Annotated in this window: 15 protein-coding genes; 5 read left to right on the top strand and 10 right to left on the bottom strand. The window is 70.7% G+C overall.

What is annotated here, in order from left to right; translation table 11 throughout:
- Positions 1–71: 71 nt before the first annotated feature.
- From PCA76_RS30775 to PCA76_RS30790, 4 genes are all read right to left on the bottom strand, one after another.
- Complete coding sequence (locus PCA76_RS30775; protein ID WP_272613948.1) at positions 72–698, bottom strand: hypothetical protein; 627 nt, start codon at positions 696–698, stop codon at positions 72–74.
- Between the two features lie 32 nt (positions 699–730).
- Positions 731–1,780: a type III polyketide synthase gene (locus tag PCA76_RS30780; protein ID WP_272613949.1), complete on the bottom strand. Its 1,050-nt coding sequence runs from the start codon at positions 1,778–1,780 to the stop codon at positions 731–733.
- Positions 1,781–1,874: 94 nt separating this feature from the next.
- Positions 1,875–3,041 (bottom strand): acyl-CoA dehydrogenase family protein, encoded by a 1,167-nt coding sequence (locus PCA76_RS30785; protein WP_272613951.1) that lies wholly within the window; start codon positions 3,039–3,041, stop codon positions 1,875–1,877.
- A 42-nt stretch (positions 3,042–3,083) separates the two neighbouring features.
- Entirely contained in the window at positions 3,084–3,857 is a 774-nt protein-coding gene (locus tag PCA76_RS30790; RefSeq protein ID WP_272613953.1) for a class I SAM-dependent methyltransferase, read from the bottom strand.
- A 46-nt stretch (positions 3,858–3,903) separates the two neighbouring features.
- Here PCA76_RS30790 and PCA76_RS30795 point away from each other — a divergent pair, with 46 nt between their 5' ends.
- The 4 genes from PCA76_RS30795 to disA all read left to right on the top strand — a co-directional run bounded on the left by PCA76_RS30795 (position 3,904) and on the right by disA (position 8,525).
- Positions 3,904–4,743 carry a UbiA family prenyltransferase gene (locus PCA76_RS30795; protein WP_272613954.1) on the top strand — a complete coding sequence of 280 codons (840 nt, stop codon included), beginning with the start codon at positions 3,904–3,906 and terminating at the stop codon, positions 4,741–4,743.
- A gap of 140 nt (positions 4,744–4,883) precedes the next feature.
- Positions 4,884–5,663 carry a hypothetical protein gene (locus PCA76_RS30800; protein ID WP_272613955.1) on the top strand — a complete coding sequence of 260 codons (780 nt, stop codon included), beginning with the start codon at positions 4,884–4,886 and terminating at the stop codon, positions 5,661–5,663.
- Positions 5,664–5,748: 85 nt separating this feature from the next.
- Positions 5,749–7,209, top strand: coding sequence for a DNA repair protein RadA (gene radA / locus PCA76_RS30805; RefSeq protein WP_272613957.1), 1,461 nt, complete (start codon positions 5,749–5,751; stop codon positions 7,207–7,209).
- A 131-nt stretch (positions 7,210–7,340) separates the two neighbouring features.
- Positions 7,341–8,525 (top strand): DNA integrity scanning diadenylate cyclase DisA, encoded by a 1,185-nt coding sequence (gene disA / locus PCA76_RS30810; protein ID WP_272613959.1) that lies wholly within the window; start codon positions 7,341–7,343, stop codon positions 8,523–8,525.
- A 6-nt stretch (positions 8,526–8,531) separates the two neighbouring features.
- Here the strand turns inward: disA and PCA76_RS30815 are convergent, their stop codons facing one another.
- The 3 genes from PCA76_RS30815 to PCA76_RS30825 form a co-directional block, all read right to left on the bottom strand.
- On the bottom strand, positions 8,532–9,248 hold the full coding sequence (locus PCA76_RS30815; RefSeq protein ID WP_272613961.1) for a hypothetical protein: 717 nt from the start codon (positions 9,246–9,248) through the stop codon (positions 8,532–8,534).
- 118 nt (positions 9,249–9,366) lie between these two features.
- The gene (locus tag PCA76_RS30820) at positions 9,367–9,951 is read right to left on the bottom strand and encodes a peptide deformylase (protein WP_272613962.1); all 585 of its coding nucleotides are present in this window, start codon (positions 9,949–9,951) and stop codon (positions 9,367–9,369) included.
- Positions 9,948–10,460, bottom strand: coding sequence for a glycine cleavage system protein R (locus tag PCA76_RS30825; protein ID WP_272613963.1), 513 nt, complete (start codon positions 10,458–10,460; stop codon positions 9,948–9,950). The genes PCA76_RS30820 and PCA76_RS30825 overlap by 4 nt, the downstream gene beginning before the upstream one ends.
- A gap of 96 nt (positions 10,461–10,556) precedes the next feature.
- On the opposite strand from PCA76_RS30825, the gene PCA76_RS30830 reads away from it, so the two are divergent.
- Positions 10,557–11,468, top strand: a complete 912-nt coding sequence (locus tag PCA76_RS30830; RefSeq protein WP_272613964.1) for an A/G-specific adenine glycosylase — start codon at positions 10,557–10,559, stop codon at positions 11,466–11,468.
- Between the two features lie 198 nt (positions 11,469–11,666).
- Here PCA76_RS30830 and PCA76_RS30835 read toward each other — a convergent pair whose 3' ends face one another.
- From PCA76_RS30835 to lysS, 3 genes are all read right to left on the bottom strand, one after another.
- On the bottom strand, positions 11,667–14,198 hold the full coding sequence (locus PCA76_RS30835; protein ID WP_272613965.1) for an ATP-dependent Clp protease ATP-binding subunit: 2,532 nt from the start codon (positions 14,196–14,198) through the stop codon (positions 11,667–11,669).
- 523 nt (positions 14,199–14,721) lie between these two features.
- Positions 14,722–15,066 carry a histone-like nucleoid-structuring protein Lsr2 gene (locus PCA76_RS30840; RefSeq protein ID WP_036392792.1) on the bottom strand — a complete coding sequence of 115 codons (345 nt, stop codon included), beginning with the start codon at positions 15,064–15,066 and terminating at the stop codon, positions 14,722–14,724.
- Between the two features lie 112 nt (positions 15,067–15,178).
- Positions 15,179–16,687: a lysine--tRNA ligase gene (gene lysS, locus PCA76_RS30845; protein ID WP_272613967.1), complete on the bottom strand. Its 1,509-nt coding sequence runs from the start codon at positions 16,685–16,687 to the stop codon at positions 15,179–15,181.
- Positions 16,688–16,727: the final 40 nt, after the last annotated feature.

Genomic DNA, 16,727 nt, shown 5'->3' on the forward strand with positions numbered 1-16,727 from the left:
GCCGAGATGCGCGGAATGCTCCCTATGTCGAGGCAGCAACTGCATGATCGCGAGGCCGGGCTCGCTGGGGGCTAGCGGGGCAGGGTTACCAATTGCGCCTCGACGTCGATCTCGCGGTCCCCTGCCGGCGACAGCGACACGCGGAACGGCTTGCCGTACGAGAGCACCTCTGCGCTGGCTACCGCGCCATCGCAGTCGATCTCGAACGGCCCGGTGAACCCGGCCCCGGAGATCGTCACCACCATGGTGCCCGGCCTGGTGCACCGATACTGCAGAAGCTGACGGGAGTCGCCACCCGCCGCCTGCCGGACGATGCGCTGCCCCGGGGCGAGTGCCGTCCGCTCCCGCCAGAGCGTCTCGCGGAAGTCGGGCAGATCGCCCTCGAAGAAAAGCGCGGCCGGATCACCCTCGATGTCAGTGATCATGCCCGTGGCCGGGTCGATCTCGGTTCGCACGACCTCGTCCTGCCCGAACAGATAGACCGTCCCCCGCGCATCAGGCGACCCAGCTGCCACCGCGCGGTCCAACGCGGTGCTGACGGTCTGCTCCGCGCTCGGCACCACCGTCGGAGGAGTGGCCGGCCCCGCCGTCGGCGCGGGCGCGGCCGCGTGCCACCACCAGCCACCGACGGCCAGGACTGCCATCGCAGCGCCGAACAGGACCGCCGACCGCAGCCGGTCGTCCGCCGTGGGATCCATGAGGCGAGCGTACCGGCCGCGTCACGAGGCGATCAGTCCTGTCGATCGAGCAGGGCCGCGTAGAGGGTGAGACCGGGGCCGAACGCCAGCATGACGATGCGCCGAGCCGCCGGCGTCGCACGGCCCAGCCGGTCCAGGATCAGCAGCACGGTGGGCGACGAGCAGTTGCCGTGTTCGTCGAGCGTCGCCCGGGACGCCGCCAGCCCCTGCGGGGGCAGCTCCAACTCACGCTCGACCACGTTGAGGATCCTCGGGCCGCCCGGGTGCACCGCCCAACCGTCCACCTCGGAACGTTTGGTGCCGTGCCGGGCCAGGAGGTCGTCGACGAGCCCGCCGACATGCCTCGACAGCACCTGCGGCACCTTCGGTGACAGCCCCATCCGGAAACCGGTGTCGGTGACGTCCCAGGTCATGTGGTCGGCCGTGGAGGTGTCCGTGATCGCGGTGACCTCACGCATCGCGTACCCCGGACCACCCGGCACGACCACGGCGGCGACCGCCGCGTCCGAGAAGAGCGCGTGGGACACGATCTGCTGGGTGTCGACCCTGGCGCTGGACGGTTGGATGTGCAGGCTGGTCAGCTCCGCGCAGAGCAGCAGCGCCGGTCGGCCCCGGGCGGTGACGAAGTCACTCGCCGCGCCGAGCCCTGGCAGCGCCGCGTAACAGCCCATGTGACCGATGAACATCCGCTGGGTGTCCGCCGCCATGCCGAGGTCCCGGGCGAGCAGGATGTCCAGCCCGGGGGTGGCGTACCCGGTGCATGAGCAGACGATGAACAACCCGATGTCGCCGGCGCCCAGCCCGGCGGCAGTCAACGCACGGCCCACCGCCTCCTTGCCCAGGGGCAGGGCCTCCACCTGATAGCGGCGCATCCGGCGCTCGGTCGGCCAGTCCGAGACGTCCTCCAGAAGAGGATTGACCGCAGCCTGCCGTCGGGTCACCCCCGAGTTCGCGAAGATCCGCTGGGCCAACGACCGGGTGGTGCCGGAGAAGTGCCGGGAGAAGAAGCTTTCCCACAACTCGTCCTGCGAAGCGGACGGCGGCTGTGCCACCCCGAGCCCCGCGATCACTGGTACGGACACGATCCCCACCTCTCGTCAGACGCTGTCCTCCCCCTGGCCGTCCCACCAGCCACCCCGGCCGGTCTGTCTCCCGCGCGAGGGCCGCAAGGCCGGCTCACCAACGCGGTGCCGATCCGTCACGATCCGGGTCGCCGCCCAGCGCGGCGATGCCGAGCCAGTCGGCGCAGACGTCCGACGTGGCCGGATGCAGCGAACCGCAGCGGGCATCGCGGTAGAGCCGTTCCAACGGATGACCACGGCGGGTCGCCGAGGTGCCCGCCGCCTCCAGCACCGACGCCGCCACCTCGGCGGCCGTCGTGCCGGCGAGCAGCTTCGCCCGCCACACCCAGCGGTTGGTCTCTTCGTCGCCCGGCGCCTCGTCCACCCGGCGGGCCGCCTCGGTGACCACCAGCTGCGCGGCCGCCGTCGCCGCGTCCGCCCGACCCAGTCGGGCTCGCACCGCGGGCAGGCCAGCCAGGTTGCGGGCGTTGAGATGCTCGGCCGCCGCGTCGATCGCCGCCCGGGCGACCCCCACGTAGACGGCCGCGTAGCTGGCCACCAGCCAGTGCGGCATGAGCTGGGCGACCACCAGCGCCAGCCCCTCCACCCCGCCGAGCAGCCGGTCGGGCGGCACGGTGACGTCCAGGTGCAGGTCGTGTGAGGAGGTGGCGCGCATGCCGAGCGCGTCCCAGGTCGGCTCCACGGTCAGACCATCGCCGGCCGGCACCAGGAACTGCGACACAACCGACTGGTCGGCAGCGCTTCGGGCCGCGACCAGGTAGCCGTCGGCGTGCCCGGCGCCGGAACAGAACGTCTTGCTGCCCTTGAGATGCCAGCCCTCGTCGGTCGCCTCGTAGACCGTGCTCAGCTGCGAAAGCCGGGCACCGGCGCCACGCTCACTCATCGCGACCGCGTACCAGGAGCCCTGCGCCGCTGCGGTGAGCAACCGGTCCCGGGCGGCCAACGCCTCGTCCGGCACGCCCAGCGCCTCGGCCAGTTCCTCGGTGACCGCGCCCAGCGCACCGGTCACCGAGGCGTGCATGTTGAACACCAGGGCTGTCGCTCCGTTGCCCCGGGCAAGCTCAGTGGCCACTGCGGCGTACTCGGCGAAGGTGGCTCCCAGGCCACCCAGCGCCCGCGGCACCATCAGCCCGAACAGGCCGGCCTCCCGCAGGTCCCGGAAGTCGTCCACCGGAAAGGAACCGTCCCGGTCGTGCTCCGCCGCCCGCGCGGCGAACCGCGGCGCCAACCGGCGGGCCGCCTCAAGCGCGTGCACCGTCATATCGCCCCCTTCTCGGCGTCCCTTACCCCCGCCACGACCCGACTATCCGTTTCGGACTCCCAGGCCCTGGTACAAGACTGCAGTGGAACGGGTGGGAACGATGCGCGGCGCGCGGCCGGAGTGCACCGCATTGGAAGTTCGGGTCGCCCGGGCGCGGCGCAGCAGCCAGGCAACCAGGCCGCCGACCTGCGGACGGATGCCCCGCAGCCGCAGATCGACGCCGTGCCGAGCGCATTCGGCAACCAATGCACGGGCGTCCACGAACAACCGCGGATCGTGGATGCCGCGCGGCACCGTCGGCAGCCGCTCGGCGATCCGCACCGCGACGAGCCGGGCCAGCGCCGTGTCGTTCAGGGTGTCCAACACCAGCAGGCCGCCCGGGCGCAGCAGCCGGCACGCCTCGGCCACCACGCGCGGCCAGGCCGGCACATGCTCCAGCAGTTCGCCCGCGGAGACCACGTCGGCGCAACCGCCCGGGAGCGGGACCGCGGTGGCATCGCCCTGGATTACGCGCACCCCGTGCTCGGCTGCCTGGACCAACGCCGAGCGGGTCAGATCGACCCCGACGTGGCGGTAGCCCTTGCCGATCAGGTGCGGCGCGAGCAGACCGGCGCCGCAACCCAGATCGACCAGCAACGCGTCGGGACGGGTGGCCGGTGGCACCAGCGCCGCGCGGGCCTCAGCCAGCCAGTGCAGCATCGCGAACGCGCCATCCGGCCGCCACCACTCACCGGCCAGGTCGTCGTACTGGCGCGGATCGTTACGCGGCAGCACCCTGGGATCGGTGGACGCCGCGGCCGCAGCCACGTCTCGCATGGCACCGAGCGTGGCACGACTGCTCGGTAACGACCAGACTTCCCTTATGTCGTCGAGGGTGTTAGGGCTGGTCAGAGCGAGCCATCCGGAACCGGCCGCAGCGGTCACCACGGTTGCCGGTCTGCTGGCATGGGGGGTGGGCCACCGGCCGACCGGAATCGTCTCGGTGGTGCTCGCCGTGCTGGCCAGCCAGCTCGCCGTCGGCTGGACCAACGACGCACTGGACGCCGAGCGGGACGCCACTGTGGGGCGTACCGACAAGCCGGTCGCCGCTGGCGCGGTCGGCCGGCGCACCACGGCCTGGGCTGCGGCGGCGGCCGCGGTGGCCTGTCCGTTGCTGGCGCTGACCACGAACCCGACGGCGGCGTTCTGGCTGACCGTGGCCCTGGTCTCGGCGCTGCTCTACGACTGGCCGCTCAAGGCCACCGCGTTCTCGGTGCTGCCGTACGCCGTCTCCTTCGGCGCGCTGCCCGCCTTCGTGGTGTTGGCGCTACCCGGTCAGCCAACTCCGCCGGCCTGGCTGTTGGCGGCGGCGGCGTGCCTGGGAGCCGGCGCGCACTTCGCCAACGTGCTGCCCGACCTGGCCGACGACGCTCGGACCGGGGTGCGCGGCCTGCCACACCGCCTGGGCGCCGCCGGCAGCCGGGCGGCGGCGGCCGGTCTGCTCCTCGCGGCGACGGCGACCCTGGTCCTCGGGCCACCCGGGCCGCCGTCGGCGGTCGGGATGGCGGCGGTCGGCACGGCCGCCGTGGTGCCGCCGCTGAGCTGGTACGCCGGACGCTCGGCCGTCCGGGCCGGCCGGCGGCCGGTGTCCGCGTTCCGCGCGGTGATGCTGGTGGCCCTGATCGACGTGGTTCTGCTGGTGGCGAGCGGTCGGGTGGTGTGAACGGCGCCCGAGCAGGTGGCATTGCCGGGTCCGCGTGCGGGCCTCGATCAGTCCCAACTACCCTGGAGCGCGGTCTGCGCGGGTATGGCCACCGTGCCCGGCGTACGACCCGGGTGGGGATTGTGACGAGGAGGACCGACGTGACGCGCTCGATCAGGGGATCCCGGCGGGCGGCCCTGTTGTTGTCCGGGATTGCGGCGGCCAGCCTGCTGGCCTCCGGATGCGGCACCGGTCAGATCGCCGAGACCGCGTTGAAGGAGCCGTCGGTCCAGGGCGTCAGCCTCACGACCAGCAACGGATCCTTCTCCGTGCGTGGCCTGCTGGTGGACTACCCGGGCCTTGAGGGCTACCGGGCCGGCCAGGACGCTCCGCTCAGCGCCGTGATCTACAACGACTCCAAGGAGACGGTCACCGTCACCGTCACCACCGAGAGCGCCCGCGAGGTCGTGATCAGCGGCGGCTCGGCGAGTCCGTCGCCGTCCGCCTCGGAGTCCGCCTCCGCCAGCCCGTCCCCATCCGGCTCGCAGAGCCCGTCGACCTCCACGTCCGGCTCGGCCAGCCCGTCGGCGACCCCGTCCGAGACCGGGTCGTCCTCGGCCACCCCGTCCGCCCCGGAGTCGGCGCGGGCGTCGGGCTCGGCCAGCCCTGCCGCCCCGGGTCAGCCGGCCCGGATCGAGTTGGCTCCGCTGAGCTACATCCAGCTCAACTCCGAGGCCACCACGCAGCTCCGGCTGATCGGCCTGACCGAGGCGCTGCGCTCCGGTCAGAACGTCTTCGTGACCTTCGACTTCGGTAACGGCAACACGGTGACCGGCCAGGCGCCGATCGCGGTGCCGCTCACGCCGGCGGCACCCCCCTCGCCGATCATCGAGCGCGAGGGCGGCTACGAGGGCGACGAGGGCGGCACGACCCACGAGTGACCCGACCTGCACATCGACAAACACCCCGGCGTGGTGACCACCACGCCGGGGTGTTTTCGTCGTACGCGAGGACTAGCGTCCTGATGTGACCACCTCTCGATCGACCCCTCCTCCGCGTGCCGGCACGGCCGGCGCCGCTCGTGGTCGGTCCACCACCCGCGAGCCGCGTCCGGCCTACGAGTGCGACGCCTGCGGGCACCAGCCGCCCAAGTGGGTGGGGCGCTGCCCGGAGTGCGGCGAGTGGGGCGCGGTGGTTGAACGCACGGTCACCGGCCCGACCGTCTCCGGTCGGGTGGTCAGCTCCCGCATGCCGGCCGAGCCGGCCCGGCCGATCGCCACCATCAGCGCCGCTCCGGCCCGCGCCCGTCCCACCGGGGTGAGCGAGCTCGACCGGGTGCTCGGCGGCGGCCTGGTCCCCGGTGCCGTGGTGCTGCTCGCCGGTGAGCCCGGCGTGGGCAAGTCGACCCTGCTGCTGGATGTGGCGCAGCAGTGGGCGGTCGGCGCCGGCAGCCCCTCGCTGGTGGTCAGTGGGGAAGAGTCGGTCAGCCAGGTGCGCCTACGCGCCGAGCGGATGGGCGCCCTGCACGACAAGCTCTACCTTGCGGCGGAGAGCGATCTGGCCTCGGTGCTCGGGCACCTCGACGCGGTCAAACCGGGCCTGCTGGTGCTCGACTCGGTGCAGACCATCTCGACCACCGGCACCGAGGGGGTGCCCGGCGGGGTGACCCAGGTGCGCGCGGTCACCTCCGCGCTGGTCTCGGTCGCGAAGGAGCGGGGCATCGCCACCGTGCTGGTCGGGCACGTCACCAAGGACGGCCAGGTGGCCGGGCCTCGGGTGCTGGAGCACCTGGTCGACGTGGTTTTGTACTTCGAGGGCGACAAGCATTCCTCGCTGCGCCTGGTGCGCGGCGTGAAGAACCGGTTCGGCGCGGCCGACGAGGTCGGCTGCTTCGAGATGCACGAGGGCGGCATCAGCAGCCTGGCCGACCCGTCCGGGCTGTTCCTGACCCGCTACGCGGAGCCGGTTCCGGGCACCTGCGTGACCGTGGCCATGGAGGGGCGGCGGGCCCTGGTCACCGAGGTGCAGGCCCTGATCGGCGCGACGGTGGCCGGCTCTCCCCGACGCACCGTCTCCGGCCTCGACTCGGCACGACTGGCGATGGTGCTCGCGGTGCTGCAACGGCGCACCGAGCGGCTGACCCTGCACGACCGGGAGGTCTTCGCCGCCACGGTGGGCGGCATCCGGGTGGTGGAGCCGGCCGCCGACCTGGCGGTCGCGTTGGCGGTCGCCTCCGGCGGGCTCAACCTGGCCATCGCGCCGCACCTGGTGGCGATCGGTGAGGTGGGTCTGACCGGCGAGGTGCGCCGGGTCGGTGCGGTGCCGCGCCGGCTGGCCGAGGCGGCCCGACTGGGTTTCAAGGTGGCTCTGGTGCCGCCCGGTTGCGGCCCGGCCAGCACCGGCGCCGGTCCCGAGCAGATGCGGGTGACCGAGGTCACGGACGTCCGTTCAGCGCTGCACCATGCGGCTCGCGCGTCCGCCGAGTGACGCACCGTGCCGACGGGGGCGGCGATTCCGGACAGCACGTCGCAAGCGGGAAAAGGTTGGAAGGGCCGCATCGTGACACATCACAGTAACCACGACAGCACCCACCGCACGGCAGTCCGTAGACTGTGCCCGTGCCGATCGACCGCGATACCACCAAGCCAGCCGGCGCGCCGCCCCAGGCCCGCACCGGCGCCGTGGGCTCGCCCGCCCGCCCGATCAGCGTGAGCGTGACTGCGGGAGCCGCCGGGGGGACCGGGGATCCGCTGCGGGCCAACCTTGCCCTGATGGCCCCCGGCACCGCCTTGCGCGACGGTTTGGAGCGCATCCTGCGCGGCCGCACCGGCGCGCTCATCGTGCTCGGCTACGACAAGGTCGTCGAGGGTCTGTGCACCGGCGGCTTCGCGCTGGATGTGGAGTTCTCCGCGACGCGGGTGCGAGAGCTGTGCAAGATGGACGGCGCCGTCGTGCTCTCCAGCGACGGCACCAGGATCGTCCGGGCAGCCGTGCACCTGATGCCCGACCCGTCCATCCCGACGGAAGAGTCCGGCACCCGGCACCGCACCGCCGAGCGGGTGGCCCGGCAGACCGGCTACCCGGTCATCTCGGTCAGCCAGTCCATGCGGATCATCAGCCTCTACGTCAACGGTCAGCGGCACGTCCTCGACGACTCGGCGGCGATCCTCTCCCGGGCCAACCAGGCGCTCGCCACCCTGGAGCGCTACAAGCTCCGGCTGGACGAGGTCTCCGGCACTCTCTCCGCACTGGAGATCGAGGATCTGGTCACTGTGCGGGACGCGGTGGCCGTGGTGCAGCGACTGGAGATGGTTCGCCGGATCGCCGACGAGATCGCCGGATACGTGGTGGAGCTGGGCACCGACGGCCGCCTGCTCGCCCTGCAACTCGACGAGCTGATGGCCGGCGTGGACGCCGACCGGACGCTGGTCATCCGGGACTACCTCCCGGTCGGCCGCAAGTCGCGCACCCTGGACGAGGCACTGGTCGAGCTGGACCTGCTCGGCGCCACCGAGCTGATCGACCTGGTGGCGGTGGCCAAGGCGATCGGCTACCCCGCCGCGTCCGACGCACTGGACGCCGCGGTCAGCCCCCGAGGCTTCCGACTGCTGGCCAAGGTGCCCCGGCTGCCGGTGGCGGTGGTCGACCGCCTGGTCGTGCATTTCGGCAGCCTTCAGCGGCTGCTCGGCGCGACCGTCGAGGATCTGCAGGCCGTCGAAGGGGTCGGTGACGCCCGGGCTCGCGGCGTCCGCGAGGGGCTGTCCCGGCTGGCCGAGGCATCCATCCTGGAGCGGTACGTCTGATCCGGCTCAGCCGGTGACGGTGAGCTTCACGCCCGCGCTGAGCTTCGTGCCAACCCGGGCGAACACCTGGTACGCCCCGAGCGGCGGAAACGGCCCGGCGGCCAGCCCACTGCCGTCGCACCGGCTGGCGTCCCGACCGTTCCACACCACCTGGTAGGAGCGCTCGAAGTTCGGCGTGAAGGACTGCGGGTCCGAACCCTGGACCTTGCCGCAGGTGTCCGACGACCAGATCTTCTCGGCACCGGACTTGATGAAGATCTCCTGCAGGTCGGCGCCGACGTTCCGACTGCACGTCCGGTCCGACGTGTTCTTCACTTTGAGTTGCAGGTCGACCGTCGCCCCGCGCTGGACCGAGGTTGGACTCGCCACCGAGACCACGCTGATCTCCGCGTCGGTGCAGGTGCTGTCGTCCTCCGAACCGGCGGCCGCGCCCAACGGAGGCTCGTTGCTGGTGATCGCGGGGCTCGGGTTCGTCGCACCTGCGTCGGCGGACGTCGCCGGCGCACCGGTCTGTGGTGTCAGCATCGGCCCACTCGGCCCCGGAGACGCGGCGGACGTCGGTGCCGAGGATGGCGGCGCGCCCGCCTTCTTGCCCCCGTCGGAACGACCCGAACCGGTGCAGGAGTAGAGCAGGACAATCAGGAAGAGAAGACCCGCTCCGAGTACGACGGCGCGACGCCGCCAGTACACGGCGGGTGACAGAGGGCCGACCGTCAGACGCATGATGCCCTCCACCGTAGCCGCGCTACGCCCGCCAGTGCGACGCGACGCGCCGGAGCCACGCCGGGGCACACGCGAGACGGTCCATTCAGGACGGACGCGTCGATCGTGGGTTGGCCGCTCAGAGGTAGACCTTGCGCTGATAGACGGCGTGCGCGCCGGCAACCCGGTCCAGAAAGAGCAGCCCCGCGCAGTGGTCGATCTCGTGCTGCAACGCCCGCGCCTCGAAGCCGTCGGTAACCAACCGGACCGGCTCGCCGGTGCCAGGCAGGTCACCCTCCACCACCAACCGACTGGCCCGCTTCACGTCCCCGGTCAGGTCCGGCACCGACATGCACCCCTCCCGGCCCGGTTTCCACCGGGTCGCCTCGACCACCCGGGCATTACAGAGCACGAAGGTGCCATGCACCGTGACCGCCTTCGGATGCCCGGTCACATCGACGGCGAAGACTCGAGCGCCCACCCCGACCTGTGGCGCGGCCAGCCCAACGCAGCCCGGCGAGACTCGCATCGTCGCGACCAGGTCGGCCGCGAGCTGGACCGTCTCCTTCGCCGTCGGATCAACCTCGTCGGCGGCCCGGCTCAGCATCGGATGCGGGGCGGACACCACCGCCCGCACCGCACCCGGCACGACCAGCGACTCCGGCGTCCAATCGCCCAGACCGGCGTACGTGTCGCCGTCCGGCCCGCTCTCCTCGCCGGTCACAACAGATCCGGGTCCGCTGGCCGGAGGGTGACCTCCACGCCCAACTCGGCGGCCGTCCGGTGCAGCCGGTCGATCAGCGTGTCGGCCACGCCGGCCGGCAACTCGACCTCGGCCAACACCACGTAGAGCGAACCGGCCAACCGCGTACTCAGGTCGGTGACATTACCGCCGGCGTCGACCAGCACCCGGGTCATCGCCGCGACAATCCCCATCCGGTCCGAACCGTGCACCGCCATCACGAACGGCTCACCCGCCGCAGGCACCTCGCCGTCGGGGGTGACCGCGCGTACCGTCGCCAGCAGTTGACCCTCGGCGGCCAGCGGCGCAAGCGCGGCCTCGACCTCGGCGGCGGCCGGCCCGGTGCAGATGAGGGTCATCGCGAAATGCCCCCGCAGCCGCGTCATCGTGCTGTCGGTGAGGTTCGCGCCCAGTCGGGCCAGCACCTCGGCGACGTCGGCCACGATGCCCGGCCGGTCCCGACCGATGACGGTGATCGCGAGCTCGTTCATCAGGGCATTCTCCCCGACCCGTCGGGCGCCGCCGTGGCACCCCGCCCGAGCCGCCCACCCAGCGGGATCCCACCGCGTGACATCATCGACGGCGCCATGACTCAACCCGATTTCGCCACCCTGGTCAGCCGATGGTTCCAGCAGCACGCCCGTGACCTGCCGTGGCGTGAGCCCGGGGTCAGCCCGTGGGCCATCCTGGTCAGCGAGGTCATGCTCCAGCAGACGCCCGTGGTCCGGGTGGTGCCGGCCTGGCAGGCATGGTTGGCCCGCTGGCCGGACCCGGAAGCGTTGGCGGCGGACACCCCCGCCGAGGCGATCCGGATGTGGGGACGCCTCGGCTATCCCCGCCGGGCGGTCCGGCTGCGGGAATGCGCGGTCGCGATCGTGGACCGGCACGGCGGCCAGGTGCCGGACCGGCTGGAACAACTGCTGGCACTGCCGGGAGTCGGCACCTACACGGCGCGGGCGGTGGCGGCATTCGCGTACGGGCAGCGGCACCCGGTGGTGGACACCAACGTGCGCCGGGTGGTTTCCCGGGCCGTGGCCGGCGAGCCGGACGCCGGGCCGGTCACCCGGCCAGCCGACCTGGTCGCTACCGAGGAACTACTCCCGGCGGAACCAGCCGCGGCGGCGCTGGCCAGCGCCGCGTTCATGGAGCTGGGCGCGGTGATCTGCACGGCCCGGTCACCGCGGTGTACGGCCTGCCCGGTCGAGTCGGTCTGCGCGTGGCGGGCCTCCGGCCAGGAGGCGCCAGCGGGGCCAACCCGCCGACCCCAGCGGTACGCGGGCACCGACCGGCAGGTACGCGGCCTGCTGCTCGGGGTGCTCCGGGAGACCACCGGGCCGGTCCCGCACCAACGGCTGGACCAGGTCTGGACCGATGACGTGCAGCGCGCCCGAGCCCTGGCCGGCCTGGTGCAGGACGGGCTGGTCGAACCAGCCGGAGCAGACGCCTTCCGTCTCGTCGGCGACGGCCCGTCCCTCCCCACCGCCGACCTGACCACCTGACCGACCGACCCCAAGATCGTGCTCGATCCTGGATGTAGTGGTGATGGGCACGCCGGACGCCACTACATCCCGGTTGTTGCGCGATCTTGCCGGCGAGCGGGTTGCGGCGGGCGTAATCGTGGGCGGTGCGGTGACGACGAGAAGGCGGGGCCCCGATGGCTCACGCCACCGAGGCCCCGCCCCTTGCTGCTGGTCGTGCTACTCGTCGGCACCCGCGGTGGCGGTGTTGCCGAGGTCGGCCGGCACGGCGTCCGGAACTTCGACCGGCTTCTCCGCACCATGGAAGACGAGCTTGGACTTGTCGATGTCGTTCGGGTCGCCCTCGCAGTCGACCACGACGATCTGACCCGGGATCAGCTCGTTGAACAAGATCCGCTCGGAGAGGTTGTCCTCGATGTCGCGCTGGATCGTGCGACGAAGCGGACGGGCACCGAGCACCGGGTCGAAGCCCTTCGCCGCCAGGTATTTCTTGGCGTTGTCGGTCAGCTCCAGACCCATGTCCTTGTTGCGCAGCTGGCCCTCGATCCGCTGGATCATGATGTCCACGATCGAGAGGATCTCGGTCTGACGCAGCTGGTGGAAGACGATGGTGTCGTCGATCCGGTTGAGGAACTCAGGCCGGAAGTGCTGCTTGAGCTCGTCGTTGACCTTCTGCTTCATCCGGTCGTAGTTGGACTCGGAGTCCTCCGACGCCTGGAAGCCCAGCGACACCGCCTTGGCGACGTCGCGGGTGCCCAGGTTGGTGGTCAGGATGATGACCGTGTTCTTGAAGTCCACGATTCGACCCTGACCGTCGGTGAGACGACCGTCTTCGAGGATCTGCAGGAGCGTGTTGAACACGTCCGGGTGGGCCTTCTCGATCTCGTCGAAGAGGACCACCGAGAACGGCCGACGCCGCACCTTCTCGGTCAGCTGCCCGCCCTCGTCGTAACCGACGTAGCCGGGAGGGGCACCAACGAGCCGGGAGACCGTGTAGCGGTCGTGGAACTCGGACATGTCCAGCTGGATGAGGGCATCCTCGCTGCCGAAGAGGAACTCGGCGAGCGCCTTGGACAGCTCGGTCTTACCGACACCGGACGGACCGGCGAAGATGAACGAGCCCGACGGGCGCTTCGGGTCCTTCAGGCCGGCCCGGGTACGCCGGATCGCCTTCGAGACCGCCTTGACCGCGTCCTCCTGGCCGATGACGCGCTTGTGCAGCTCGTCCTCCATGCGCAGCAGGCGCGAGGTCTCCTCCTCGGTCAGCTTGTAGACCGGGATGCCGGTCCAGTTGCCGAGCACCTCGGCGATCTGCTCGTCGTCAACCTCGCTGACGACGTCCAGGTCACCGGCCTTCCACTCCTTCTCCCGCTGAGCCTTCTGGCCGAGGAGCTGCTTCTCCTTGTCGCGCAGCTGGGCGGCGCGCTCGAAGTCCTGCGCGTCGATCGCGGACTCCTTGTCGCGACGCACCTGGGCGATGCGCTCGTCGAAGTCACGCAGGTCTGGCGGCGCGGTCATCCGGCGGATCCGCATCCGGGCACCGGCCTCGTCGATCAGGTCGATCGCCTTGTCCGGCAGGAAGCGGTCGGAGATGTATCGATCGGCCAGAGTCGCGGCAGCCACCAGGGCAGCGTCCGTGATCGAGACCCGGTGGTGCGCCTCGTATCGGTCACGCAGGCCCTTGAGGATCTCGATGGTGTGCGCCAGCGACGGCTCACCCACCTGGATCGGCTGGAACCGGCGCTCGAGAGCGGCGTCCTTTTCCAGGTGCTTGCGGTATTCGTCAAGGGTGGTGGCGCCGATGGTCTGCAGCTCACCACGGGCCAGCATCGGCTTGAGGATGCTCGCGGCGTCGATCGCGCCCTCGGCGGCACCCGCACCCACCAGGGTGTGGATCTCGTCGATGAACAGGATGATGTCGCCGCGGGTGCGGATCTCCTTGAGCACCTTCTTGAGGCGCTCCTCGAAGTCACCGCGGTAGCGGGAACCGGCGACGAGAGCGCCGAGGTCGAGCGTGTAGAGCTGCTTGTCCTTGAGAGTCTCGGGCACCTCGCCCTTGATGATCTTCTGGGAAAGCCCCTCCACCACGGCGGTCTTACCGACGCCGGGCTCACCGATCAGGACCGGGTTGTTCTTGGTACGGCGGGAGAGCACCTGCATGACCCGCTCGATTTCCTTCTCGCGCCCGATGACCGGGTCGAGCTTGCCCTCGCGGGCGGCCTGAGTCAGGTTGCGGCCGAACTGGTCCAGCACCAGGCTGGTCGACGGCGCGGCCTCACCCGGCGCGGCGCCCGCCGCGGCAGGCTCCTTGCCCTGGTAGCCGGAGAGCAGCTGGATCACCTGCTGGCGGACCCGGTTGAGGTCGGCGCCGAGCTTGACCAGCACCTGGGCGGCGACGCCCTCGCCCTCACGGATCAGCCCGAGCAGGATGTGCTCCGTGCCGATGTAGTTGTGGCCGAGCTGCAGCGCCTCGCGCAGCGACAGCTCCAGCACCTTCTTGGCCCGCGGCGTGAACGGGATGTGCCCGCTCGGCGCCTGCTGGCCCTGGCCGATGATCTCCTCGACCTGCTGGCGGACGCCCTCCAGGGAGATGCCGAGGCTCTCCAGGGCCTTTGCCGCGACGCCTTCACCTTCGTGGATCAGGCCCAGCAGGATGTGTTCCGTACCGATGTAGTTGTGGTTGAGCATCCGGGCCTCTTCTTGGGCCAGGACGACAACCCGTCGCGCTCGGTCGGTGAACCGCTCGAACATGCCCTCGTGCTCCTCACGTGCCGTGCGCCTTGATGGTCAAGATCTTGGCGGGGCCGGTGCACGAACGTCCGGGACGGGCGTCCGTGCCTCCTTACTCTATCGTCGCTGACCGACTCAGCTGAGGTCGTGTGTCTCTGGTCTGGGTCGGTTCCACGTCGTTTTGGACAACCGTCCGCGCTCAGGAGGTGTTCCGGTAGCCCTGTCGCTACGCGCAGAGCGAAATCCGACTGGCGCTACCGAAGCTCAATTCCGGCTCCGGAGGCGCTCCGGGCGGCTCCTGGAGGCGTCGGGAGGACGGATCGGCGGTCGCGACGAACGCCGCGACCAACCCTGGGGACGGTTGTCCACAGGCTGTGGATAGCTGTTCCACTGGTTGTGGACAACGCCGGTGAGCGCGGAATGCTTCCCGGGACCTCAGCCCCACCTGGCCGGTCGCGGATGCGGCGACGCCGGCCCGGAGAACTGCTCCGGCCCGGCGTCGGCGTCGCCTGCGGTGGCGGCTGGCCACCAGGTTGCTGACGGATCAGCGCTTTGCGTGGAACTCGTCGACGATCTCCTGCGGGATACGACCCCGGTCCGAGATGTCCTTGCCGGCCTTCTTGGCCCACTCCCGGATCGCCTTGTTCTGTTCCCGATCGGCGGTCGCGCCACCCCGACCGCGGGCAGCCCGCCCACCGATCACCACGCCGCCGCGGCCGACCTTGGTGCCGGCGCCCACGTACGAGGCAAAAGCGTCGCGCAATTTCGCGGCGTTGGCACTCGACAGGTCGATCTCGTACTGAACGCCGTCGAGGGCGAACTTGACGGTCTCGTCAGCGTCCCCGCCGTCCAGGTCATCGACCAGCTTGTGAATGATCTGTTTCGCCACGTCCCACATTCCTTTCGAGCAGGCTGCTCCTGCTAACGAGAGCACAATAACCCGCGCGCTGCTCGCCGCGTCAATAGGAGGCCGTTACGGCTCGGCGTGAGCCGGGCGGCGACTACTCGGGGCGGACCAACGGGAAGAGGATCGTTTCCCGAATTCCGAGCCCGGTCAGGGCCATCAACAGCCGGTCGATTCCCATTCCCATACCGCCGGCCGGAGGCATTCCATACTCCATCGCCCGGAGAAAGTCCTCGTCGAGACGCATCGCCTCGTCGTCACCACGGGCGGCCAGCTGCGCCTGGGCCACCAGCCGCTCCCGCTGCACGACCGGGTCGACCAGCTCGGAGTACGCGGTGCCCAGCTCGAAGCCGAGCACGTAGAGGTCCCACTTCTCGGCCAGTCCCGGCTCGCTGCGGTGCGCCCGGGTGAGCGGGCTGGTCTCCTCCGGGTAGTCCCGCACGAAGGTGGGTGCTTCCAGACCGGGGACGACCAGTTCCTCGAACAGTTCCTCGGCCAGCTTGCCCGGGCCCCACTTCGGGTCCACGGCCAATCCCACCTTGTCCGCGTACTCCACCAGGCGGGAGCGTTCGGTGCGGACCGTGACTTCCTCGCCCAGCGCTTCGGAAAGCACGCCGAACAGCGTCACGGACCGCCACTCACCGCCCAGGTCGAACTCACGCCCGTCGGCGTGGGTCACCACCATCGAGCCGCTGACCGCGATCGCCGCCTGTTGCACGAGATTGCGGGTCAACTCGGCCATCGTGTCGTAGTCGCCGTAGGCCTGGTACGTCTCCAGCATCGCGAACTCCGGCGAGTGCGAAGAGTCGACACCCTCATTACGGAAGTTGCGGTTGATCTCGAAGACGCGATCGACGCCGCCCACCACGGCGCGCTTGAGAAACAGTTCCGGAGCGATTCGCAGATACAGATCGGTGTTCAACGCATTGCTGTGGGTCACGAACGGTCGAGCTGCCGCACCACCATGCAGCAGTTGCAGCATCGGCGTTTCCACCTCGATGAAGCCCTGCCCGTGCAGTGAATCGCGCAGACTGCGTACCGCAGCGGCCCGGGTACGGACCATCTCCCGTGCCTGCGGCCGGACGATCAGGTCGACATAACGCTGCCGGACGCGGGCCTCCTCGGAGAGCGGCTTGTGCGCCACCGGCAACGGTCGCAGCGCCTTGGCGGTCATCTCCCACTGCTGTGCCAGCACCGACAGCTCACCCCGGCGGCTAGTGATCACCTCACCGGTGACGCCGACATGGTCGCCGAGGTCGACCAGGCGCTTCCATGCCTCCAACCGCTCCGGCCCGACCCGGTCCAGGGAGAGCATCGCCTGCAACTCGGTGCCGTCGCCGTCCCGCAGGGTCGCGAAGCAGAGCTTGCCCGTGTTGCGCACGAAGATCACCCTGCCGGTGACCGCTGCCTGGTCACCGGTCGCGGTGTCGGTTGCCAGGTCGGCGTACTTCGCGCGGATCTCGGCGAGCGTGCTGGTCCGGGGGAAGCCGATCGGGTAGGGCTCGACGCCCTCGGCGAGCATCCGGTCCCGCTTCTCCCGGCGGACCTTCATCTGCTCGGGAAGGTCATCGGCGGGGTCTACTGGCACGGCGTTCTGCTCGCTCACGGCACGCTTCCTCAACGAAGGATTGTCGGCGGGGTCAGGC

The organism is Micromonospora sp. LH3U1, assembly GCF_028475105.1.
In the GTDB taxonomy this organism is placed as follows: Bacteria; Actinomycetota; Actinomycetes; order Mycobacteriales; family Micromonosporaceae; genus Micromonospora.

Excerpts from the sequence above, each read along its gene's own strand:
- PCA76_RS30775 (WP_272613948.1), bottom strand. The coding sequence starts at position 698 with ATGGATCCCACGGCGGACGACCGGCTGCGGTCGGCGGTCCTGTTCGGC.
- PCA76_RS30785 (WP_272613951.1), bottom strand. The coding sequence starts at position 3,041 with ATGACGGTGCACGCGCTTGAGGCGGCCCGCCGGTTGGCGCCGCGGTTC.
- PCA76_RS30790 (WP_272613953.1), bottom strand. The coding sequence starts at position 3,857 with ATGCGAGACGTGGCTGCGGCCGCGGCGTCCACCGATCCCAGGGTGCTG.
- PCA76_RS30795 (WP_272613954.1), top strand. The coding sequence starts at position 3,904 with ATGTCGTCGAGGGTGTTAGGGCTGGTCAGAGCGAGCCATCCGGAACCG.
- PCA76_RS30815 (WP_272613961.1), bottom strand. The coding sequence starts at position 9,248 with ATGCGTCTGACGGTCGGCCCTCTGTCACCCGCCGTGTACTGGCGGCGT.
- PCA76_RS30825 (WP_272613963.1), bottom strand. The coding sequence starts at position 10,460 with ATGAACGAGCTCGCGATCACCGTCATCGGTCGGGACCGGCCGGGCATC.
- PCA76_RS30830 (WP_272613964.1), top strand. The coding sequence starts at position 10,557 with ATGACTCAACCCGATTTCGCCACCCTGGTCAGCCGATGGTTCCAGCAG.
- PCA76_RS30835 (WP_272613965.1), bottom strand. The coding sequence starts at position 14,198 with ATGTTCGAGCGGTTCACCGACCGAGCGCGACGGGTTGTCGTCCTGGCC.